Origin of the sequence: Bradyrhizobium sp. U531 (assembly GCF_051710265.1) — a bacterium.
Classification (GTDB): Bacteria; Pseudomonadota; Alphaproteobacteria; order Rhizobiales; family Xanthobacteraceae; genus Bradyrhizobium.
The window spans coordinates 38,353-60,259 of sequence record NZ_JASVEN010000016.1 but is presented as its reverse complement, the minus strand read 5'-3'; the positions used below and the strand labels follow the sequence as shown (position 1 = coordinate 60,259).

Annotated in this window: 19 protein-coding genes; 13 read left to right on the top strand and 6 right to left on the bottom strand. The window is 65.4% G+C overall.

Features of this window, described 5'->3' with window-relative positions; genetic code table 11:
• The first annotated feature begins 333 nt into the window (after positions 1–333).
• Both QRQ56_RS37915 and QRQ56_RS37910 read left to right on the top strand, forming a co-directional pair.
• Positions 334–1,599, top strand: coding sequence for a cytochrome P450 (locus tag QRQ56_RS37915; RefSeq protein WP_438746861.1), 1,266 nt, complete (start codon positions 334–336; stop codon positions 1,597–1,599).
• Between the two features lie 194 nt (positions 1,600–1,793).
• Positions 1,794–3,068 (top strand): cytochrome P450, encoded by a 1,275-nt coding sequence (locus QRQ56_RS37910; protein ID WP_438746860.1) that lies wholly within the window; start codon positions 1,794–1,796, stop codon positions 3,066–3,068.
• Between the two features lie 215 nt (positions 3,069–3,283).
• Here QRQ56_RS37910 and QRQ56_RS37905 read toward each other — a convergent pair whose 3' ends face one another.
• On the bottom strand, positions 3,284–4,204 hold the full coding sequence (locus QRQ56_RS37905; protein ID WP_063196959.1) for a LysR substrate-binding domain-containing protein: 921 nt from the start codon (positions 4,202–4,204) through the stop codon (positions 3,284–3,286).
• 125 nt (positions 4,205–4,329) lie between these two features.
• Here QRQ56_RS37905 and QRQ56_RS37900 point away from each other — a divergent pair, with 125 nt between their 5' ends.
• The 4 genes from QRQ56_RS37900 to mdlC all read left to right on the top strand — a co-directional run bounded on the left by QRQ56_RS37900 (position 4,330) and on the right by mdlC (position 9,246).
• Positions 4,330–5,499, top strand: coding sequence for an acyl-CoA dehydrogenase family protein (locus QRQ56_RS37900; RefSeq protein ID WP_438746858.1), 1,170 nt, complete (start codon positions 4,330–4,332; stop codon positions 5,497–5,499).
• Positions 5,500–5,508: 9 nt separating this feature from the next.
• Positions 5,509–6,612, top strand: coding sequence for a CaiB/BaiF CoA transferase family protein (locus tag QRQ56_RS37895; RefSeq protein WP_438746856.1), 1,104 nt, complete (start codon positions 5,509–5,511; stop codon positions 6,610–6,612).
• Between the two features lie 15 nt (positions 6,613–6,627).
• Positions 6,628–7,479 (top strand): FAS1-like dehydratase domain-containing protein, encoded by an 852-nt coding sequence (locus QRQ56_RS37890; RefSeq protein ID WP_438746855.1) that lies wholly within the window; start codon positions 6,628–6,630, stop codon positions 7,477–7,479.
• A 144-nt stretch (positions 7,480–7,623) separates the two neighbouring features.
• A complete protein-coding gene (mdlC, locus tag QRQ56_RS37885; protein WP_438746853.1) occupies positions 7,624–9,246 on the top strand; it encodes a benzoylformate decarboxylase in 1,623 nt (540 codons plus the stop codon).
• Between the two features lie 168 nt (positions 9,247–9,414).
• Here mdlC and QRQ56_RS37880 read toward each other — a convergent pair whose 3' ends face one another.
• Positions 9,415–10,191, bottom strand: a complete 777-nt coding sequence (locus tag QRQ56_RS37880) for an SDR family NAD(P)-dependent oxidoreductase (RefSeq protein ID WP_438746852.1) — start codon at positions 10,189–10,191, stop codon at positions 9,415–9,417.
• Positions 10,192–10,266: 75 nt separating this feature from the next.
• Here QRQ56_RS37880 and QRQ56_RS37875 point away from each other — a divergent pair, with 75 nt between their 5' ends.
• Positions 10,267–10,722, top strand: coding sequence for a MarR family winged helix-turn-helix transcriptional regulator (locus QRQ56_RS37875; RefSeq protein WP_438746851.1), 456 nt, complete (start codon positions 10,267–10,269; stop codon positions 10,720–10,722).
• Positions 10,723–10,871: 149 nt separating this feature from the next.
• Here QRQ56_RS37875 and QRQ56_RS37870 read toward each other — a convergent pair whose 3' ends face one another.
• On the bottom strand, positions 10,872–11,666 hold the full coding sequence (locus tag QRQ56_RS37870; protein WP_438746850.1) for an SDR family oxidoreductase: 795 nt from the start codon (positions 11,664–11,666) through the stop codon (positions 10,872–10,874).
• 67 nt (positions 11,667–11,733) lie between these two features.
• The gene (trhA, locus tag QRQ56_RS37865) at positions 11,734–12,429 is read right to left on the bottom strand and encodes a PAQR family membrane homeostasis protein TrhA (RefSeq protein ID WP_438746848.1); all 696 of its coding nucleotides are present in this window, start codon (positions 12,427–12,429) and stop codon (positions 11,734–11,736) included.
• A 178-nt stretch (positions 12,430–12,607) separates the two neighbouring features.
• Between trhA and QRQ56_RS37860 the strand changes: the two genes are divergently transcribed.
• Together QRQ56_RS37860 and QRQ56_RS37855 are read left to right on the top strand one after the other, a co-directional pair.
• The gene (locus tag QRQ56_RS37860) at positions 12,608–14,077 is read left to right on the top strand and encodes a YcjX family protein (RefSeq protein ID WP_438746847.1); all 1,470 of its coding nucleotides are present in this window, start codon (positions 12,608–12,610) and stop codon (positions 14,075–14,077) included.
• A complete protein-coding gene (locus tag QRQ56_RS37855; RefSeq protein ID WP_438746846.1) occupies positions 14,074–15,102 on the top strand; it encodes a YcjF family protein in 1,029 nt (342 codons plus the stop codon). Before QRQ56_RS37860 ends, QRQ56_RS37855 begins: the two co-directional genes overlap by 4 nt.
• 176 nt (positions 15,103–15,278) lie before the next feature.
• Here QRQ56_RS37855 and QRQ56_RS37850 read toward each other — a convergent pair whose 3' ends face one another.
• A complete protein-coding gene (locus QRQ56_RS37850; RefSeq protein WP_438746884.1) occupies positions 15,279–16,784 on the bottom strand; it encodes a glycosyltransferase family 39 protein in 1,506 nt (501 codons plus the stop codon).
• Between the two features lie 430 nt (positions 16,785–17,214).
• On the opposite strand from QRQ56_RS37850, the gene QRQ56_RS37845 reads away from it, so the two are divergent.
• The 4 genes from QRQ56_RS37845 to QRQ56_RS37830 all read left to right on the top strand — a co-directional run bounded on the left by QRQ56_RS37845 (position 17,215) and on the right by QRQ56_RS37830 (position 21,207).
• On the top strand, positions 17,215–18,948 hold the full coding sequence (locus tag QRQ56_RS37845) for an adenylate/guanylate cyclase domain-containing protein (protein ID WP_438746845.1): 1,734 nt from the start codon (positions 17,215–17,217) through the stop codon (positions 18,946–18,948).
• A 330-nt stretch (positions 18,949–19,278) separates the two neighbouring features.
• Positions 19,279–20,478 (top strand): molybdopterin-dependent oxidoreductase, encoded by a 1,200-nt coding sequence (locus tag QRQ56_RS37840; protein WP_438746844.1) that lies wholly within the window; start codon positions 19,279–19,281, stop codon positions 20,476–20,478.
• Between the two features lie 12 nt (positions 20,479–20,490).
• Positions 20,491–20,799: a cytochrome c gene (locus QRQ56_RS37835; protein WP_438746843.1), complete on the top strand. Its 309-nt coding sequence runs from the start codon at positions 20,491–20,493 to the stop codon at positions 20,797–20,799.
• 207 nt (positions 20,800–21,006) lie between these two features.
• Positions 21,007–21,207 carry a cold-shock protein gene (locus tag QRQ56_RS37830; protein ID WP_008134691.1) on the top strand — a complete coding sequence of 67 codons (201 nt, stop codon included), beginning with the start codon at positions 21,007–21,009 and terminating at the stop codon, positions 21,205–21,207.
• A 169-nt stretch (positions 21,208–21,376) separates the two neighbouring features.
• Here the strand turns inward: QRQ56_RS37830 and QRQ56_RS37825 are convergent, their stop codons facing one another.
• Positions 21,377–21,838 carry an Lrp/AsnC ligand binding domain-containing protein gene (locus tag QRQ56_RS37825; protein ID WP_438746842.1) on the bottom strand — a complete coding sequence of 154 codons (462 nt, stop codon included), beginning with the start codon at positions 21,836–21,838 and terminating at the stop codon, positions 21,377–21,379.
• Positions 21,839–21,907 lie beyond the last annotated feature (69 nt).

Below are 21,907 nucleotides of genomic sequence, written 5' to 3'. Positions count from 1 at the left end.
GGGATTGGTCGGTCCCCAAGCTGGCGGGGTTCGATTTACCTCGATTCCAGCCGGTTTCTGGCACGATTTCACGACAAACGATGTGCGGGGCGTCACGTTGTGGCTTCGTAGCCCAATCCTGTAGCCCGGGTGAGCGAAGCGATACCCGGGACGCCGCGAGCAAAGTCCCGGATGTCGCTTCGCTCATCCGGGCTACGGTGCCGGCCACGCCCAACGGTTGGATGTGGCAAAACTCTCCCTTGCTCCGGCGCAGACAACCGGCTGTAATTGCAAATCAAATACCGCAGCGCAGAATTCAACGAGAACGCGCGGTTGATGCCAGGGAGAGCGGTCATGCATGGGACCATCGAGAACGCGGCCAAGCTCGACGCGTTGCGCGCACGCGCCAATTCACTGCCGCTGGATCAGTTCGATCCCGGCGACCCCGAACTGTTCAGGACCGATACGTTCTGGTCCTATTTCGATCGCCTGCGCCGCGAAGATCCCGTGCATTATTGCAAGGACTCGATGTTCGGCCCGTATTGGTCGGTGACGCGCTACAACGACATCATGGAGATCGAGACCAACCATTCGGTGTTCTCATCGGCCTCCTCGCTCGGCGGCATCACCATCCGCGACATCGATCCGGATCTGCGCCGCGAGAGCTTCATCTCGATGGACCCGCCGCGTCATGCCGCCCAGCGCAAGACCGTGGCGCCGATGTTCACGCCGACGCATCTGGACAACCTCGCGCTCAACATTCGCAAGCGCTCTGCCGAGTGCCTCGACAATCTGCCTCGCGGAGAAGTGTTCGACTGGGTCGACCGCGTCTCGATCGAGCTGACCACGCAGATGCTCGCGGTGCTGTTCGACTTCCCCTGGGAGGACCGCCGCAAGCTGACGCGCTGGTCCGACATCGCCACCACCATTCCCGGGCCCGACGGCCTCGTCGCCACCGAGGACGAGCGGCAGGCCGAGCTTGCCGAATGCGCCGGCTATTTTGCCCGGCTGTGGAAGGAGCGCGTCGAACAGCCGCCGAAGAGCGACCTGCTCTCGATGATGGCGCACGGCGCCGCCACGCGCGACATGGACGCCAAGAACTTCCTCGGCAATCTCGTGCTTTTGATCGTCGGCGGCAACGACACCACGCGGAACACCATGTCGGGCTCGCTGCTCGCGCTGAGCCAGCATCCGGAGCAGTATCGCAAGCTGCGCGAGAACCCAGCCCTGCTCGACAGCTTCGTTCCCGAAGTGATCCGCTGGCAGACGCCGCTGGCGCATATGCGGCGCACGGCGCTCTCCGACTTCGAATTCCGCGGCAAACAGATCAAGAAGGGTGACAAGGTCGTGATGTGGTACGTCTCGGGTAACCGCGACGAAGAGGCGATCGAGAAGCCCTACGAGTTCATCATCGACCGCGCCCGCCCGCGCACGCATCTGTCCTTCGGCTTCGGCATCCACCGCTGCGTCGGTTTGCGGCTTGCCGAACTCCAGCTCAAGATTATCTGGGAGGAGATCCTGAGGCGGTTCGACCATATCGAGGTGGTCGGCGAGCCCAAGCGGGTCTATTCCAGCTTCGTGAAGGGCCTGGAAGAGCTGCCGGTCAAGATCGCGGCGTGAGTCAACTCCCTCGCCCCGCTTGCGGGGAGAGGGTTGGGGTGAGGGGGAGTCTCCACGGGGACGGAGAGAATTGGACTCGCGGAGAGTCCCCCTCACCCGCCGCGCACGGGACGATGCTTCGCATCGCCCGGGGCGCGTCGGCCTCTCCCCGCACGCGGGGAGAGGCGAAGGAAGAACCAACTGGAGCGACGACGATGAACATTCAAGCGCCCGTGAAGGTGGACAAGGCCGAACGCATGCGCAGAGCCCGCGAGGAGGCCTATGCGACGCCGTTGTCGCAATTCCACCCCGGCGCGCCCCGGCTGTTCCAAGACGACACGCTGTGGCCCTGGTTCGAGCGGCTGCGCAAGGAAGAACCGGTGCACTACTGCACCAACGCGCCGATCGAGCCGTACTGGTCGGTGGTGAAATACGACGACATCATGCATGTCGACACCAACCACGGCATCTTCTCCTCGGACTCCACGCTCGGCGGCATCTCGATCCGCGACGTCCCGCCCGGCTACGACTATCCGAGCTTCATCGCGATGGATCAGCCCAGGCACTCCTCGCAGCGCAAGACCGTGTCGCCGATGTTCACGCCGACACATCTGGACGAGCTCGCCAAGCTGATCCGCCAGCGCTCGCAGACCGTGCTGGACAATCTGCCGCGCAACGAGACCTTCAACTTCGTCGAGCGCGTCTCGATCGAGCTGACGACGCAGATGCTGGCGACACTGTTCGACTTCCCCTGGGAGGAGCGGCGCAAGCTCACGCGCTGGTCCGACGTGTCCACCGCGCTGCCCAAGAGCGGCATCGTCGCCTCCGCCGAGGAGCGCCGCCGCGAGATGGACGAGTGCTACGCCTACATGTCCAAGCTGTGGAACGAACGCGTCAACTCGGCGCCGCGCAACGATCTGCTGTCGCTGATGGCCCATAACGAAGCCACGCGCCACATGGACCCCGACAACCTCATGGGCAACATCATCCTGCTCATCGTCGGCGGCAACGACACCACGCGCAACACCATGACCGGATCGGTGCTGGCGCTGAACGAGAATCCCGAGCAATACGACAAGCTGCGCGCCAATCCGGAGCTGATCGATTCCATGGTGCCCGAGGTGATCCGCTGGCAGACGCCGCTGGCGCATATGCGACGTACTGCGTTGCAAGACACCGAGATCGGCGGCAAGCACATCAAGAAGGGCGACCGCGTCGTGATGTGGTACGTCTCCGGCAATCGCGACGAGGCGATGTTCGAGAACCCCAACGAGTTCATCATCGACCGCCCGCGCCCGCGCACGCACCTCTCCTTCGGCTTCGGCATTCACCGCTGCGTTGGCATGCGGCTGGCGGAATTGCAGCTCCGCATCGTCTGGGAGGAGATGCTGAAGCGCTTCGACCGCATCGAGGTGGTCGGCGAGCCTAAGCGGATCTATTCGAGCTTCATCAAGGGATATGAGTCGTTGCCGGTAAGGATTCCGGGGTAGGCCCCACTGTCATGCCCCGGCTTGACCGGGGCATCCAGTACGCCGCAGCTTCTCGGCTCCAGCCGCGCCGTCTCTGGAATACTGGATCGCCCGCCTTCGCGGGCGATGACAGCGGAGAACTAAGCGTCACCCTGCCCCAGCTATAAAATTCCGGCATGACAGCTCGCGTCAGATGCGAAGGCACGGCGGCGCGCGACTGTTCTACCACACGGCATCTAACTCAATTTGATGTCCCACACCCCGTCCTTGCGGCAGGCGGCGACTTCCTCGCGCAGGAGGGCCGTGACGGCCAGCGAGGCCGTCGAGACCGGGCGGTCGATCGGAGAAGCGAAAATGAGCTCGCGCGTCATCGGTTTCGAGACGGCCGTCGTCTCCAGCCGCCCGTCCGCGACCTCGCCATGGACCGAGGACGGCGGCAGCAGCGCGAAGCCGAGGCCCTCCTCGACCAGGCTCGTCAGCACGCGAAACGAATCCGCCTCGAGCTGGACGTTGAGCTTGATCCTGCGCTGGGCGGCCGCGTGCTCGATCAGCGCGCGGAGGCCGTGCGAGTGAGAGGGCAGCACCAGCCGCTGCCGCAGCAGCCAGCCGATGTCGACGCTCTTCTTGCGCGCAAGGCCGCAGCCGCGCGGACCGACCGCGACGATGTTGTCGCGGCCGAGGCTCTGTACGTTGAGATGCAGGTCGGCCGAGCGGCCATAGAGGATGGCGAGATCCATCTCGCCGCGATGCAGCCATTCGACGAGGTGGCCGCTGTAGCTCTCGACGATGCGCAGCGAGATGCCGGGAAATTTCTCGACGCAGCGCCGCGCAAAGCGCGCCGACAGCACGCAGCTCACGGTCGGAACGAGGCCGAGCACGACCTGCCCCGACGGCGGCCCCTGCGACGACTGGATGTCGTCGCGGATCTGGTCGATCTGCCGCACGATGCCGGAGGTGCGCGCCAGCAGCAGGCGGCCTGCCTCGGTCAGCACCATGCCGCGGCCGTTGCGGGTGAACAATTCGGTCCGCAGCTCGTGTTCCAGCAGCTTGATTTGCCGAGAGAGGGCCGGCTGCGCCACGCGCAGCGTGTCGGACGCCTTGCTCAGACTGCCGAGCTCGGCCACGCAACTGAAGGTCCTGAGCTGACGGAAATCCATGCTTGCCAATCCTGGAAGGCTACTCCATACGCTATAACAAATGAGCATAGGGGGCTGGCGTTGTTTTCACAACGCCTGAGGATCGGCCGGCGTTATCTTAACTGCCGCGAGGAACTGGAAACGCCATGAGTGAAGAACACCACACCGAAGATTACGCCGACATCCGCGACGCCGTCGCCAAGCTGTGCGCGCAGTTCCCCGGCGAATACTGGCGCAAGCTCGATCGCGAAATGGCCTACCCCAAGGCCTTCGTCGACGCGCTGACGCAGGCCGGCTACCTCTCCGTGCTGATCCCAGAGGAGTATGGCGGTGCGGGCCTGAAGCTGTCGGCAGCGGCCGCGATCCTGGAAGAGATCCAGCGCGCGGGCTGCAACGGCGGTGGCTGCCATGCCCAGATGTACACGATGGGCACGGTGCTCCGGCACGGCAATGCCGAGCAAAAAGCAAAATACCTGCCGAAGATCGCGAGCGGCGAATTGCGCCTGCAGGCCTTCGGCGTCACCGAGCCGACCAGCGGCACCGACACCTCCTCGCTGAAGACGTTTGCGCGCAAGGAAGGCAACGACAGCTACATCGTCAACGGCCAGAAGATCTGGACCAGCCGCGCCGAGCATTCCGACCTGATGGTGCTGCTGGCGCGCACCACGCCGAAGGAGCAGGCCAAGAAGCGCACCGATGGCCTGTCGGTGTTCATCGTCGACATGCGCGAGGCCAAGAATAACGGCCTCGAGATCCGTCCGATCCGCACCATGATGAACCACGCCACCACCGAGGTGTTCTTTACCGACATGAAGGTGCCGGCGGAGAATCTGATCGGCGAGGAAGGCAAGGGTTTCCGCTACATCCTCTCCGGCATGAATGCCGAGCGCATCCTGATCGCCGCGGAATGCATCGGCGACGCAAAGTGGTTCATTGCGAAGGCCACCAACTATGCCAAGGAGCGCGCCGTGTTCGGCCGGCCAATCGGCCAAAATCAAGGCATTCAGTTCCCGATCGCCAAGGCCTATGCCTCGATGCGCGCGGCCGAGCTGATGGTGAAGGAAGCCACGCGCAAATACGAGGCCGGGCTCGACTGCGGCGCGGAGGCCAACATGGCCAAGATGCTGGCGGCCGATGCGTCCTGGGAAGCGGCGAACGCCTGCATCCAGACCCATGGCGGCTTCGGCTTTGCCGAGGAATACGACGTCGAGCGCAAATTCCGCGAGACGCGGCTCTATCAGGTGGCGCCGATCTCGACCAATCTGGTGCTCTCCTTCGTCGCCGAGCACGTGCTCGGCATGCCCCGCTCGTACTGAGGTCGCATCATGGGAGCACTTGACGGGATCAGGGTGATTGCGGTCGAGCAGGCGGTGGCTGCACCGTTCTGCTCGTCGCGGCTGGCGGATGCCGGCGCGGAGGTCATCAAGATCGAGCGGCCCGAGGGCGATTTCGCCCGCGGCTATGACGCGGCGGCCAAGGGCCAGAGCAGCTACTTCGTCTGGCTCAATCGCGGCAAGCAATCGGCCGTGGTCGATCTCACGACTAAGGAAGGCCGCGCCGAGCTCGAGAAGCTGATCGCAAGCGCCGATGTGCTGATCCAGAACCTCAAGCCGGGCTCGATGGACAAGCTCGGCTTCTCCCGCGAGCGGCTGCTGAAGGACTATCCAAAGCTGATCTCGTGCACGATCACCGGCTATGGCGACGAAGGCCCGTATGCGCACCGCAAGGCCTATGATCTCCTGATCCAGGCCGAGAGCGGCCTTGCCTCGATCACCGGCAATCCCGATGGTGCTTCGCGCGTCGGCATGTCGATCGTCGACGTTGCCACCGGCGCCACCGCGCATGCGGCGATCCTGGAAGCGCTGATCGCGCGCGGGCGCACCGGCAAGGGCGCCGACATCCGCATCTCCATGTTCGACGTGATGGCGGACTGGTGCACCGTGCCGCTGCTCAACTCCGAGGCCGGCAATGCGCCCAAGCGCATGGGCCTGCGCCATCCCTCGATCGCGCCCTATGGGGTGTTCACCTCGCAGGACGGCAAGGACATCCTGATCTCGATCCAGAGCGAGCGCGAGTGGAAGACGCTGTGCGCAAAGGTGCTGGATCAGCCTGATCTCCCCGCCGATCCCCGCGTCGCCAACATGGTCGAGCGCGTGCGCAACCGCGACTTCACCGACACGACCGTGGCGGAGGCGTTCGGCAAGATGACGCGCGACGAGCTCTTGAAGCGGCTGTCGGACGCCGACATCGCCTTTGCCGAGGTCAACACCATGGCCGACCTCACCAACCATCCGCATCTGCGCCGCATCGAGGTCGACACGCCGAACGGCCGTGTCAGCTATCCCGCCCCGGCGCCGATCATCGTCGGCGAGACACGCGCCTACGGCGCGGTGCCTGCCATCGGCGAAAACCCGCAATCCAAGAAGTAAGAAGAGCGAGGCGTCATGACCGAGAAGCTCGACATCGATCATTTGCGGCAATGGGTCGGCCGCAGCACGGAAGCCACCGACATCGTCACCGCGCAGCTCGTGATGGGCCTGCGCGCGACGCTGTTCCAGGAGGTCGGCGAACCCAAAAAGGGCGATGCCGCCCCGTTCACCGTGCATTGGTGCCTGGCGCAGCCGGTGTTTCCGATGTCGATGCTCGGGCCCGACGGCCACCCGACCCGCGGCGGCTTCCTGCCGCCGGTGCCGCTGCCGCGCCGGATGTGGGCCGGCGGCGAGATCGAGTTCCTGCAGCCGCTCCAGGTCGGCGATGAATCGACGCGAACCTCGCGCATCGCCGACGTGCAGGTGAAATCAGGCTCGACTGGCACGCTGTGCTTCGTCTCGGTCGAGCACAGCATCTCCTCGCCGCGCGGCGTCGCCATCCGCGAGCGACAGGACATCGTCTATCGCGAGATGACCAGCAGCGCGCCGGCGACCGCCAAGGCCCCGCTTCCGCCGCCGAAAGCGCAGCACCGCGAGACCCATGTCTCCGATCCCGTGCTGCTGTTCCGTTATTCCGCGCTGACGTTCAACGGCCACCGCATCCATTACGACCGCGACTACGTCACCAAGGTCGAGGGCTATCCGGGCCTGATCTTCCACGGTCCCTTGCAGGCCGCGCTGATCATCGAGATGGCAGCGAAGCTGCACGGCGGCACGGCGCCGAAGAAATTCACCTATCGCGGTCTGCAGCCGCTGTTCGAGGGCACGGAGTTCTCGGTCAACGCCAACGAGACTGAGGCGGGGTTGGAGCTGTGGACCGCGAATGCGGAGGGGCAGCCGACGATGAAGGGCACGGCGGTGTGGTGACACGCTGCTCTCTCCCCGTCATTGCGAGGAGCTCTTGCGACGAAGCAATCCAGACTGTCGCCGCTGAGGCAGCCTGGATTGCTTCGCTTCGCTCGCAATGACGGGTGGGGCTAATAGCGACGACAAACAACAGGGACGGAAACCATGGCCAAGAACGGCAAGACCGGCAGCAAGTCCGTCACCGTGAAGCAGGCGACGCTCGACCTGCTGCGCTCCTTCGGCATCGCAAAAGTGTTCGGCAATCCCGGCTCGACCGAGCTGCCGTTCCTGTCCGACTGGCCCGACGACATCGACTACGTGCTGGCGCTGCAAGAAGCGTCCGCCGTCGGCATGGCCGACGGCTATGCGCAGGCGACGCGCAATGCCGGCTTCGTCAATTTGCATTCGGCGGCCGGTGTCGGCAATGCGCTCGGCAACATCTACACCGCGCATCGCAACCAGACCCCGCTCGTCATCACCGCCGGCCAGCAGGCGCGCTCGATCCTGCCCTTGCAGGCGTTCCTCTATGCCGAGCGTGCCTCGGAATTCCCTAGGCCTTACGTGAAATACAGCGTCGAGCCGGCGCGGCCCGAGGACGTGCCGGCTGCGATCGCGCGGGCCTATTACACCGCGATGCAGCCGCCGTGCGGGCCGACCTTCGTGTCGATCCCGATCGACGACTGGGCGCATGCCTGCGCGCCCGTGGAGGCGCGCAAGGTCAGCCGCGAGATCGGCCCCGAGGTTGATGCGATGAAAGCACTGGTCTCGGCGCTCGCCGGCGCGAAGCACCCTGCCCTCGTGGTCGGCCCCGGCGTCGACCGCGCCGGTGCGGTGGACCTGATGGTGCGCGTCGCCGAGAAGGCCAAGGCCAGCGTCTGGGTCAGCCCGTTCTCGGCGCGCTGCTCGTTCCCGGAGCGGCATCCGCAATTCGCGGGCTTCCTGCATGCCTCGCCCGCCCAGCTCTCCGATGCCTTGCGCGAGCACGATCTCGTCGTGGTGATCGGCGCGCCAGTGTTCACATTCCATGTCGAGGGCCATGCCGCGATCTTCGACGGCGGCGTGACCATCTTCCAGATCACGGATGATGCGGACGCCGCGGCGGTGACGCCATCAGGCACCAGCATCATCGCCACCATGAAGCCGGCGCTGAGTCTGCTGCTCGACATGTTGCCCGAGAGCAAGCGCGCCACGCCGAAGGGCCGCACGCTGCCGCCGGCGCCGCAGGCCGCCGATCCGCTGCCGGTCGAATTCCTGCTGCATTCGCTGTCGCAGGCGATGCCGGATGGCGCCTCGCTGGTCGAGGAAGTGCCCTCGCACCGCCCGGCGATGCAGAAATTCCTTCCGATGCGCGGCCAGGATTCCTTCTACACCATGGCGAGCGGCGGCCTCGGCTATTCGCTGCCCGCCGCGGTCGGCATGGCGCTCGGCAAGCCGAAGCAGCGCACGGTATGCCTGATCGGCGACGGCTCGGCGATGTATTCGATCCAGGCGCTGTGGACCGCCGCGCAGCGCAGGCTGCCGCTCACCATCGTCGTCATCAACAATTCCGGCTACGGCGCGATGCGCTCGTTCAGCCAGGTGATGCAGGTGCGCAATGTGCCGGGGCTGGAGCTGCCCGGGATCGATTTCGTCCGGCTCGCCGAAGGCATGGGCTGCCATGCAATGCGGGTGACGAAGGCCGCGGAGCTCGGCGAGGCGCTGAAGCGCGGCATGGCGCATGACGGCACGAGCCTCGTCGAAGTCGTCGTGGATTCGGCGGTGCCGGTGCTTTACGGGCAGAAGCACTAGTTGTCGTCCCTGCGAACGCAGGGACCCATACCGCGTGATCTATCGATCGCACTCAAGTGTTGGTACCGCGGGAAAACCATTCGCTGGCGGTCTTCGCCAAACTTCTCCCTGGGGTTATGGGTCCCCGCGTTCGCGGGGACGACACGGAATGTGTGGCGCCACCACGCCCTACGACGCCAAAAATCCCCCGTCCGCCGCGAGCACGTGTCCGACCACGTAGGACGACGCATCCGACGACAGCCACACCACGGCTTCCGCCACCTCCTCCGGACTGCCCATTCGCCGCAGCGGCAATCCCGCGCTGACCGTGGCGATATCGCCCACACCCGCGCGCAGCATCATGTCGGTGACGACGCGGCCGGGGGCGATGGCGTTGATGCGGATGCCGCGCGGAGCGTTCTCCATCGCCGCTGAGCGCGTCAGCGAGATCGCGGCGGCCTTCGAGGCCGAATAGAGTGAGAAGCCCGAATTGGGATTGCGTAGGCCGCTGACCGAGGCGTTGACGACGATGCTGCCGCGCCCCTGCGCCAGCATAACCGGCAGTTGATGGCGCAGGCACAGGAACAGCGCGCGGACATTTGTGTCGAACACACTGTCGTAGGTGTCCGTGCCCTGCTCTTCCAGCGGCGCGCGGCGCTCCTGGAAGCCGGCATTGTTGAAGGCGACGTCGAGCCGGCCGGAGCGCGCGATGGCGGTGCCGACGAGGCGTGCAACCTCATCCTCGCGGGTGATGTCGGTCTGGCACACGATCGCCTCCGTGCCGAGCTCGCGGCACGCCGCGGCGGTCGCCTCGATCTCGGCCGCACGCCGGCCGGCGACCAGGATCGCCTCGGCGCCCTCGGAGGCCATCCGCAGCGCGGTGGCGCGGCCGATGCCGCTGCCGCCGCCCGTGACGAGGCAGACCTTGCCCGTCATCCGCATCGCCGCCGGCAAAACCTGGCTCATGGTCCACTCCAAAACGCTTGCGCGCGCCGTTGCGCGCATATAGTTGTATGATACAACTATATGGCGGGAGTCAAGATGGCCGAGCTTGTGTTGATCGACGACATCCGCGCGGCCTCGCGCCTGATGGTGCGCGAGCTCGGCTTCATGGATGCGACGGTGGCGGCCTCGGACTATCCGCCGTCGGCCGTGCACGCGATTCTGGAGCTCGGCATCCGCGGTCCCATGACCTCGGGCGAGCTCGGCGATTTCCTGCGCCTGGAGAAATCCAGCGTCAGCCGCCTGGTGCGCAAGCTGGTCGATTGCGGGGAGCTCAGGGAGACGCCGGACGAGAATGACGCGCGCAGCAAGCTTCTGTCGCTGACCGCGAAGGGCCGCCGCACGCTGGAAGCGCTGCACGCGTTCGGCCGGCAGCAGGTGCGGGGCGCGCTGGCCGCGCTAACAGAGGCCGAGCAGCGCAAGGTGCGCGAGGGCATGATGCTCTATGCGAAGGCGTTGCGGGCGAGCCGGGGGGAGGATGAGGCGGCGGCATAGCCCCACTCTCGATGTCATCGCCCGCCTTGTGCGCACTTGCGCACTGGGGCGGGCGATCCAGTACGCCGAGACGGTTGTGATTGAATCGAGAGGCTGCGGCGTACTGGATGCCCCGCCTTCGCGGGGCATGACAGCGTCAAGTGTGGCGGCTACTTCCCGAACTCTTCCCGCATCTTCGCCTGGATCTTGGCCATGCCGCCGAGCCAGCGGTCGTAATTCTCGGTCTTCTTGCGCATGTAGCCGAGCACTTGCGGATGCGGCAGGATCAGGAAGGTTTCCTGCTCGAGGCCGGCGAGCACGTCTTTCGCGACCTGCTCGGGCGTGAGGTCGCCGTCGCCGGATTGCGGACCCTTGGGGATCGAGCGCAGCATGTTGGTGTCGACGCCCTGCGGGCAGAGAATCGAGACCTTGATGTTGTCAACCTTGTGCGAGATCGCGAGGTTCTCGGCGAAGCCGACCGCGGCGTGCTTGGTGGTGGAATAGGCCGGGCTGCCAACCTGCGACAACAAGCCTGCGGCCGAGATGGTGTTGAGGAAATAGCCGCCGCCGCGCGTCTTCATGCGGGGGACGAGATGCCGCGCGGCATAGACATGCGCCATGACGTGGATCGCCCAGCTGCGCTGCCACGGCTCGTCGGAGGCGCCGCCGGCATTCACCGACATCGGATCGAAGCCGCCGCCGATGCCGGCATTGGAGCAGAACAATGCGATCGGGCCGAACTGGCGCTCGGTCTCCTCGATCACGTGCAGAATGTCCTTCTCTTGCGCGACGTCGCATTTGAAGGCCGCGCCATCCACCATGGCCGCGACCGCCCTGGCATTGGCGGCGTCCATGTCGGCGACGACGACCTTCGCCGCGCCCGCTGCGTGAAAGGCTTCGCACAGCGCCTTGCCGATGCCGTTTGCGCCGCCCGTGACGACCACGACCTTGCCGGTCACCTGCATGCGACGTCTCCTCTTGTCTTATACCGCTTGTCGACCCGCGCCGCTTATTCCGCTGCGCGGAGCTTGCTCAGCTCAACACGAGGTCGAGCACCGCGGTATAATGGCACGCTGCGCCGGCCAATACAAAGCCGTGCCAGATCGCATTCTGGAAGCGCAGCCGCCGCCAGGCGTGAAAAATCACGCCGAAGCTGTAGAGCAGGCCGCCGGCAAGGATGAAGCTCAGCACCAGCGCCGGCAATGCCCTGACCACGGCGTCGTACAGCATCACCCCGCTCCAGCCCATCGCGAGATAAATGCCGACCGAGACACGGTCGAAGCGGCCGGGGCAGCACAGCTTCAGCACGATGCCGAGAATGGCGACACACCAGACGCCGGCGAGCAGCACCAGCGCGAACACGCTGTCCTTCACCTCCAGGATGAACGGCGTGTAGGTCGCCGCGATCAGAAGATAGATCGCGGAATGGTCGAACCGCCGCAGCAGCCATTTGGCCGGCGACACCGGCCAGAGATTATAGGTCGCCGACAGCACCAGCATCGAGAGCAGGCCGGCGACGTAGATCGAGACGCCGAGGATGTCGGTCGCATCGGCATAGATCGCCGTCAGCACCACCAGCACGGTCGCGGCGACAATGCCGGAAAGCACGCCGATCGCGTGCACGACACCGTCGGCGATGAGCTCGGCGCGGTCGTAATGCCAGCCGACCACGTCGGCGGCGGCGTGAACGGAAGTCGACGCAAGTTGTTTGAGTTGGAAGACGGTCATGGCAATCCGCATAATGAGGTAAAGCCCTCTTCTATGGGTCATTCGGGATCGGCGCGTCGTTCAAACGGCTGATTTTACGATAAAGGCGGTGGAAGTATGGAGCTTGATTTTCTTCACGCAATTGCCACTTTTGTGAACGGTCACACATCCCGCCCGCCCCGGATTCATTAACGTTCATATGGCATTCAGTTTCCAGGATATGGTCGAAGAAGCGCGGCTGTCCGCGCAGGCGCTGATCGACTATGGCGAGCACTTCTTCAATCCGACGGTGCGGCTCGGCGTCACCGGCCTGTCGCGCGCCGGTAAGACGGTGTTCATCACCGCGCTGATCCACGGCCTCACGCGCGGCGGCCGGTTTCCGGTGTTCGATGCCTACGCTTCCGGCCGGATCGCGCGGGCGCATCTGGCGCCGCAGCCCGACGATGCCGTGCCGCGCTTTGCCTATGAGAGCCATCTGCGCGCGCTGGTCGAGGAGCGGCACTGGCCGAGCTCCACCGTCGACATCAGCGAGCTCAGGCTCGTCATCGACTATCAGCGGCCGAACGGCGCCGACCGCACGCTGACGCTCGACATCGTCGACTATCCCGGCGAGTGGCTGCTCGACTTGCCGCTGCTGCAGAAGAGCTTTGAGCAATGGTCGGCGGAAAGCCTTGCGCTGTCGCGCGAGGCGCCGCGCGCGCATCTTGCGAGCGAATGGCACGCCCATCTTGCAACGCTCAAGCCCGACGCGCGTGAGGACGAGCAGGCGACGCTCACCGCCGCAAAACTCTTCACCGATTATCTGCGCGCCTGCCGCGACGAGCGTTTCGCGATGAGCCTGTTGCCGCCCGGCCGTTTCCTGATGCCCGGCAATCTCGCGGGCTCGCCGGCGCTGACCTTTGCGCCGCTCGACGTCCCCGTCGGCGGGCAGGCGGCCGAGGGATCGCTGTGGGCGATGATGGTGCGGCGCTTCGAGGCCTACAAGGACGTCGTGGTGCGGCCGTTCTTCCGCGATCATTTCGCCCGGCTCGATCGCCAGATCGTGCTGGCCGATGCGCTCGCCGCGTTCAACGCCGGCCCCGAGGCACTGCACGATCTCGAAGCCGCCCTCGCCGGCATTCTCGATTGCTTCAACATCGGCCGCAGCACGATCCTCTCCAGCCTGTTCCGGCCGCGCATCGACCGCATCCTGTTCGCGGCGACCAAGGCGGACCATCTGCATCATTCCAGCCACGACCGGCTAGAGGCCGTGCTGCGCCGCGCCGTCTCGGGCGCCGTGGCGCGCGCGGAAAATACCGGCGCTGCCATCGACGTGGTGGCGCTGGCCGCGGTGCGTGCCACGCGGGAAGCTCAGGTCGCGCACGACCGCGACAAATTGCCGTCGATCCTGGGAACACCGGCCGCGGGCGAAAGCGCCGGCGGCGAGTTTTTCGACGGCAACACGGAAGTCGCGACCTTTCCCGGCGATCTGCCGCTCGATCCCGAGCCGCTGTTCAACGGCAAGGATGCATTCCGCGGCCTGTCCACCGAGACTGCCGGGAAAAGCGATTTCCGCTTCCTGCGCTTCCGTCCACCCAAGCTCGAGCGCGAGGGAACGGACGAGCCGACCTTGCCACACATCCGCCTCGACCGTGCCTTGCAGTTCCTGATCGGAGACAAGCTCGCATGAACGACCGATCGAAGTCGCGGCGGCCGGCAACGTTCCGGCTCGACGATCCCGGCGTCGTCGTCACCGAGGCCGACGACACCAGCCGGCTGAGCCGTGCCACCATCCAGATCACGCCGGAGCACAATCCGCAGGCGCTGCCGGTGCCGATCGCGGCCGCGCTGCCGCCGCGGCGCGGTTTCCCCTGGGGCACGCTGTTCTGGTCCGGGCTCGGCGGCCTGACGCTGCTGGGCACCGGGCTAGGCGTGGTCCGCCTGATCGAGGACCTGTTCGCGCGCAGCGAAACGCTCGGCTACGTCGGGCTTGCCTTCGCTTTCGTCACCGCGCTGGCGCTGGCCGTCGTGCTCGGGCGCGAAGCCTTTGGCCTTGCGCGGCTGGCGACCATCGAGAAGCTGCATGCGCGCGCCGCTTCCGTGCTCGCCAGCGACGACCGCAAGGAAAGCCGCGTCATCGTGCAGGATCTGCTGAAGATCGCGCACCAGAACCCGCAGCTCGCCCGCGCCCGCGCGACGCTGGAGAGCCACACCGGCGAGATCATCGACGGCGCCGACATGATCCGCCTCGCCGAGCGCGAGCTGATGTCGCCGCTCGACGCGGAAGCGCGGCGGCTGGTGTCGTCGGCTGCGCAGAAGGTTTCGATCGTCACCGCGGTGTCACCGCGCGCGGCGATCGACGTGCTGTTCGTGCTCGTCGCCGCCCTGCGCCTGATCCGTCAGCTCGCTTATCTCTACGGCGGCCGCCCCGGCGCGCTCGGCATGATCCGCCTGCTCCGCCACGTTATCGCCCACCTCGCCATCACCGGCGGCATGGCCGCGAGCGACAGCCTGGTGCAGCAGATGCTCGGTCACGGCATCGCGGCGAAGCTGTCGCAGCGGCTCGGTGAAGGCGTGCTGAACGGCTTGCTGACGGCGCGGCTAGGCCTCGCCGCCATCGACGTGACGCGCCCGCTGCCCTTCGCGGCGCTGCCGCCGCCGAAGCTGTCGGATCTAGCGAGCGATCTGCTGCGGAAGAAGGACGACGAGGAGTAGCGTCGCTTCTCCTTCCCCTCTCCCCTTGTGGGAGAGGGTGGCTCGCCGCATAGCGGCGAGACGGGTGAGGGGTATCTCTCCGCATAGGCAGCGCTTACCGTGAGGATAGAGACCCCTCATCCGGCGCTTCGCGCCACCTTCTCCCACAAGGGGAGAAGGAAGAGGAGCTTGCCGCTCTATCCGCGCGAACGCTTTTCGAATTCCCCCGCCAGCACCTTCCACTGAAACAGCGGCGAATCCTTCGGCGGCGACAGCTCCGGGGTCCAGCCGGTGAGCTTCTCGATCACATAGGTATCCGAGCGAACACCGCGCCAGCTTCGCTCGACCTCGCCGAGCGGCTCGCGTTTGGCAGGAACGTTCTCCCACAGCGGCGAACGATCGTCCGGCTCGCGCCCGACATAGATGCCTGCGTGTCCCCTGATCCTGTCCATGCCGGGATCGGCAAAATCCTGGAAGCGGCCGCGCTCGTTGATCTCGATGACCGGCACGCGGCCGCGGAACAGCCAGCGCATCATGGCGTAGGTGCGGTAGTCCGTCGTGGCGATCCACCTCGCGCCGGTCTCGTCCAGCGCGGCCTGCGCCCGCGCGGCGACCTGCTCATAGCCGGCCTCGGCGCCGATCGGGTCGATCCGGCCGAGCAGGTTGAAGGGCGCGGCGACGTAATAGAGGAACACGATGACGACGAAGGCGAGGCCCGTGCCGACGGCGGTCCTGGCCCAGAACAGCGATGATCGCATCATGCGCGCCGACCAATCCTCCTTCAGCATCGTCGCGAGATTGACGGCGGCCGCGGCAAAGCCGACCGGCCACATGAACATCGGCCAGGTGTCGCCGACCCGGAGTGTCATCGACTTGAAGAGAAAATAGATGAACGGCACCAGCACAGCGGTCGACAACAGGATGCCGACCGGCTCGCGCGTGCTATAGCCGCGCCATGCCGTCAGCACCAATCCGGTCAGCACCACCGGCAGCATGACGAAGCCGACCAGGCCGAATTGCAGGCCGATGTAATCGCCGATGGTGCGCAACGAGATGCCGTAATTGGCGGTGGCGCGCACGCCCTGGAAGCGGAACGAGGCCCAGTCGTGCTGCGCGTTCCAGATCAGCACTGGCGAGAACGCCGCGATGGCGACCAGCACCGCGAGCCAGGGATAGGGGCTGCGCAGCCAGCGCCAGCGCCAGTCCGGCACCAGCAGAAAGGCGGCAACCGCGGGCGCGAACATGATCGCGGTGAATTTCGACAGCATCGAGAGACCGGCGAACAGCCCGGCCGCCAGCCACCAGCGTCCGTCGCCGCTCTGCGCCAGCCGCACCAGCGACCACATCATCGCCACCGCAAACGGGATCATGGCGACATCCGGCGCGACCTTGGCCATCAAGAGCCCGTAATAGAGCGCCGCCTCCGGCATCAAGACCGCCAGCACGACCGCGCGCATGTCATGGGTGAGGCGGCGGACGATGTCGGCCAGCAGGAGCTGCGTCAGCAGCATCGCGACGATGCCGCCAAAGCGCACCCCGAGCGGGGTGTCGCCGAGGATCGCGGTTCCCAGGCGGATCATCCAGGCGACCATGGGGGGATGATCGAGGAAGCTCAGCACGCCCTCCTTCGACCAGGTCCAGTAATAGGCCTCGTCGGTGCGCAGCTCGATCGCGGAGGCGTAGACGATACGCAGCAGCGTCATCGCGGCGATGACAGCTGCGGCAACACGGATGAGACGGCGTTCGGAGCCGCCGGGCGTCACGGAGATATCGGGAGCGATCGTCACGGCCGCGCTTTTCGCCAACCTGGGAGGGGGAGTCAATGCGCGGAGGACCCATTCAGTGTCGTCCCGGGGCGCGACGCAGTCGCGAACCCGGGACCCATAACCACAGGGAAGAGTGGGGCGATGACTCGGAGTTACCAGCCGGCCCCAAACCGCTCCCTGTGGTTATGGGTCCCGGATCGGCGCGCCGCCTTGCGGCGCTTGTCCGGAACGACAGTAGTGGGCGTGGCAGCGCTTTTGGCCCCTACGGTTTCGTAACCTTGCCGGGCATGTGATGCGCCAACCTGTCCACCCCTGGAATTAAACGCTAGGCTGGCTGTTCTCCTCAGTGAACTGATACAACCGAATCATGGCCTCCGCTCCCGCACAGATGTCCGAACTCGTCCGCGCGACCAGCGTGCGGCAGGTACGGCTGGTCTGCGGCCTGATCCTGTTCTCTTACGTGGTCAGCCATTTCCTCAACCATGCGCTCGGCAATATCTCGGTCGAGGCCATGGAGGCCGGGGTCACCTATCACACCGCCTTCTGGCAGTTCCTGCCGGTCGCGATCGTGTTCTACACCGCCGCGCTCACGCATATGGGGCTCGGCATCTACGCGCTGTATCAGCGCCGCCAGTTCCGCTGGCGGACGATCGAGCCGCTACAGCTCGTGCTTGGCCTCAGCATCCCCGCGCTGGTCATGGCGCATGTCGTCGGGGTTCGGCTCGGCTACACACTGTACGATCATCAGAAGCTCTACCCGCAGGAGCTCTATCTGTTCTTCGTCGCCGCGCCCGGCCGGCTCTGGCAGATGACGATCCTGCTGCTCGTCGCCTGGGTGCACGGCTGCATCGGCATCTTCTTCTGGCTGCGCCTCAAGCCGTTCTTCACGCGCGCCGCGCCCTATCTGCTCGCCGCAGCGGTGCTGGTCCCGACGCTGTCGCTGCTCGGCATCTACCAGGGCGGCCGCACCGTCGCGTTCGAAGCCGATGACGGCGAATGGCGCACGCACAATCTCACGCGCCGCCAGGTCGGCACGACCGCAGAGGCCGCGACGCTCGACCGCATCACCGGCGCTTTCACCATGAGCTATTTCGGGCTGCTGGGCCTTGCGCTGGCGTCGCGCGGCGTGCGTGCCTGGCGCGAGCGGCGCGGCGGCATGATCGCGCTGTCCTACGGCAACGGCAAGACGGTGCGCGTGCCGAAAGGCCTCTCCGTGCTGGAAGCGAGCCTGCGCCACAATCTGCCCCATGCCAGCGTCTGCGGCGGCCGCGCCCGCTGCTCGACCTGCCGCATCCGCGTCATCGGCGACCATGCCGCCCTGCCCGAGCCGTCGCAGCGCGAGGCGTTCGTGCTCACACGCGTCGGCACCAATGATCCCTCGATCCGGCTGGCCTGCCAGTTGCGGCCGACCTCCGACCTCTCCTTCTTCCAGCTCTTCACGCCGCAAACGTCGTCGGCGAGCGCGCACGCTTCGGCACCGGCGAGCATCGGCCAGGAGCGTTATCTCGTCAGCCTGTTCGTGGACATGCGCGGCTCGACGCAGCTTGCCGAGAAGCGGCTGCCGTTCGACACGGTCTTCATCGTCAACCGCTTTCTCGGCGCGGTGTCGCAGGCCGTGATCGAGAATGGCGGCCAGCCGAACCAGTTCGTCGGCGACGGCATGCTGGCGCTGTTCGGGCTCACGGCCGATCCGCAGACCGCCTGCCGGCAGGCCCTGAAGGCGGCCTCCGGCATCGCGATCCATATCGACGAGCTGAACCAGCTCCTGAGCCACGATCTTCGCCAGCCGATCCGCTTCGGCATCGGCATTCACGGCGGCGAGGTCATCATCGGCGACATCGGCTATCGCGATCACATCGTGTTCACGGCGCTCGGCGATGCCGTCAACGTCGCCGCCCGCCTGCAGGACATGACCAAGACGCTGGCCTGCGAGGCGATCGTCTCGGACGAAATTCGCAGCACGGCGGGTCTCGCCGACGATGCGCTGCCGCAACAACAGGTCGCGATCCGCGGCCGCGACGAGCCGATGGCCGTGCGCGTGGTGGCGGACGCGCGGGAACTGTTCGCGCTGGTCGATCGAACCGAGCGCGTCGCGGCGTAACTCTTCACCTCTCCCCGCTTGCGGGGAGAGGTCGGATTGCATCGAAGATGCAATCCGGGTGAGGACTCTCCGCGAGTCTCACTCTCACCTTCTCTGCCGAGACTCCCCCTCACCCCAACCCTCTCCCCGCAAGCGGGGCGAGGGGCGCACCGTCGCTGCGGCTACGACTTGGCTCAATCTCACCACCACGCAACACCGGCCTGCTGCAACGCAGCGGCATGGGCCTGCTGCGAAAGCACGAATTGACTTCGGTCAAATCGTTGCGACAGATGAGCGCGGGTCCGCGGTGATGACCGCAGACCTTACGAAAAGCTCCCGGGAGGGGACCAGATGTTCGATCGACGCGACCTGCTCAAAGGAGCGGGACTTGCCGCTATGGCGGCCACACTGAATTCGACCAGGGCATTGGCGCTCGACACCGTCACGCTCCCGTTCGCGAATGGCGAACGGCCGCTGGTGAAATATCCGCAGAAGCGGCCGATGATCGGCCTCACCAGCCGGCCGCCGCAGCTCGAGACGCCATTTGCGATCTTCAACGACGGCCCGATCACTGCGAATAACGCGTTCTTCGTGCGCTATCATCTCTCGGACCTGCCCTACAATCTCGACCCCGACAAGTTCATGCTCGAGGTCAAGGGCAAGGTCGACAAGCCGCTCAAGCTGTCGCTGAAGGACATCAAGAAATTGAAGGCGACGGAGATCGTCGCCGTCGCGCAATGCTCCGGGAACAGCCGCGGCTTCTTCGAGCCGCGCGTCGCCGGCGGCCAGCTCGCCAATGGCGCCATGGGCTGCGCGCGCTGGCGCGGCGTGCCGCTGAAGGCGGTGCTGGAGATGGCCGGCGTGCAGAGCGGCGCCAAGCAGGTCACCTTCGGCGGCATGGACGGGCCGGTCAGCGACAAGACGCCCGACTTCGTCAAGGCCCTCGACATCGCGCACGCCAGCGATGGCGAGGTGATGCTGGCCTATGGCATGAACGGCGAGGATTTGCCGTTCCTCAACGGCTTTCCGCTGCGCCTGATCGTGCCCGGCTATTACGGCACCTACTGGGTCAAGCACCTCAATGAGATCACCGTCATCGACAATGTCTATGACGGCTTCTGGATGAAGTCGGCCTATCGCATTCCCGATACGCCCGACAATTCGATCGAACCCGGCACCGCGTCGAAGGCGACGATCCCGATCAACCGCTTCACCATCCGCTCCTTCATCACCAGCGTGCCCGATGGCGCCAAGCTGAAGGCGGGAGCCGTGACCCTGCGCGGCATCGCCTTCGACGGCGGCAAGGGCATCAAGGAAGTCCAGGTCTCCACCGACGGCGGCAAGAGCTGGGTGAACGCCAAGCTCGGCAAGGATCTCGGCAAATACGCCTTCCGCGAATGGAAGCTGCCGGTGAAGCTCGCCGCGGGCAATGTCGAGCTCAAGGTACGCGCCACCGGCAATGGCGGCGAGACCCAGCCGGACACGCCGCGCTGGAACCCGGCGGGCTATTTGCGCAACGTCGTCGAAACCGTCCGCGTGAGCGTGGCCTGAGGGAGAATGATCATGCAGCGCACCGTTCTCGTCGCCATCACGCTCGGCCTCGCCGCCGCAATGGGTTCGGCTCTTGCGGCGCCGATCGATTACAAGACACCCGAAGAGGTCGCAGCGTTCAAGCCGGGCCCCGATCTCGAGGTCGTCAAGGGCAATTGCAGCGCCTGCCATTCGACCGACTACATCAAGACGCAGCCGCCGATGAAGGACAGGAAGGGCTTCTGGCAGGCGGAGGTGACCAAGATGATCAAGGTCTATGGCGCGCCGATCGACGATGCCGACGTCGGCAAGATCGTCGATTACCTGGCCGCGACGTATTGACTGACCGCGCGCAGCACGCCGGCCAATTGACCGCTAAACGGGCAAAACCGGCAAAAGCGCCGCGAAGTTGAGCGGAATTCGGCGAAAGGCTGATGTGGTTTGAGCTACCAAGCCCGCCACATTCCGCGTATCCTGTTAGGACCGAACCGGCCGGTTGGCGGGGACTGGCGGTTCGAGATCTCGGAGGAAGACCCGCGGAGAAGCGTGATGGCTAAAGGTACGGTCAAGTGGTTCAACCCGACGAAGGGTTATGGATTTATCCAGCCTGCGTCGGGCGGCAAGGATGTGTTCGTGCATATCTCGGCAGTGCAGAAAGCCGGCCTGTCCTCGCTCAACGAAGGACAGACGGTGGAATACGAAGAGATCGCAAACCGGGGCAAGACTTCCGCAGAGAACCTGAAAGTATAAGCCCGTCAGCTTTGCTGCCTCCCGGATGATCTCCGGGAGCGGGCCAAGACCATTTCAGACGACGGCCAGTGCATTCGACGACAGGCGTTGCGACTGCACGAGGATAGCTATTTTCCTGCGAAGACCGCTTGCTCAACGCCACAGCAATGACAATCGCGACGGCATGTCGTCAGCCAACAGGCAACGGTGCGTCGCGCTTGATCTCCTCCATCACAGCATAGGTCCGCGTCTCGCGCACGCCCGGCATCGACAGCAGAGTCTCGCCGAGAAAGCGTCGATACGCCGCCATGTCGGCAAGCCGCGCCTTCACAAGATAGTCGAAGCCGCCGGCAACCATGTGACACTCCAGCACCTCAGGCGCGAGTTTCACCGCACGTGCGAAGCGCTCGAAATTGTCGGGCGTGGTCTTGTCGAGCAGTACCTCGACGAACACGAGAAGTCCGAGGCCAAGCCGATGCGGATTGAGCCGCGCGCCGTAACCTTCGACGAAGCCCTCGCGCTGCAGGCGCTTCAAGCGCTCGCCGACTGAGGTCGGCGACAGCCCGATGCGCTCGGCAAGCTCGACATTGGCGATCCGCCCATCCTCCTGCAAGATCGAGAGGATTTTGCGGTCGATTCGATCCAGTTCCATAATTTCAAAGGTTATATGGCCAATGGTCTTCAGTTTCTAAGGCAAACAGACTAGATTGTCTATCGAACT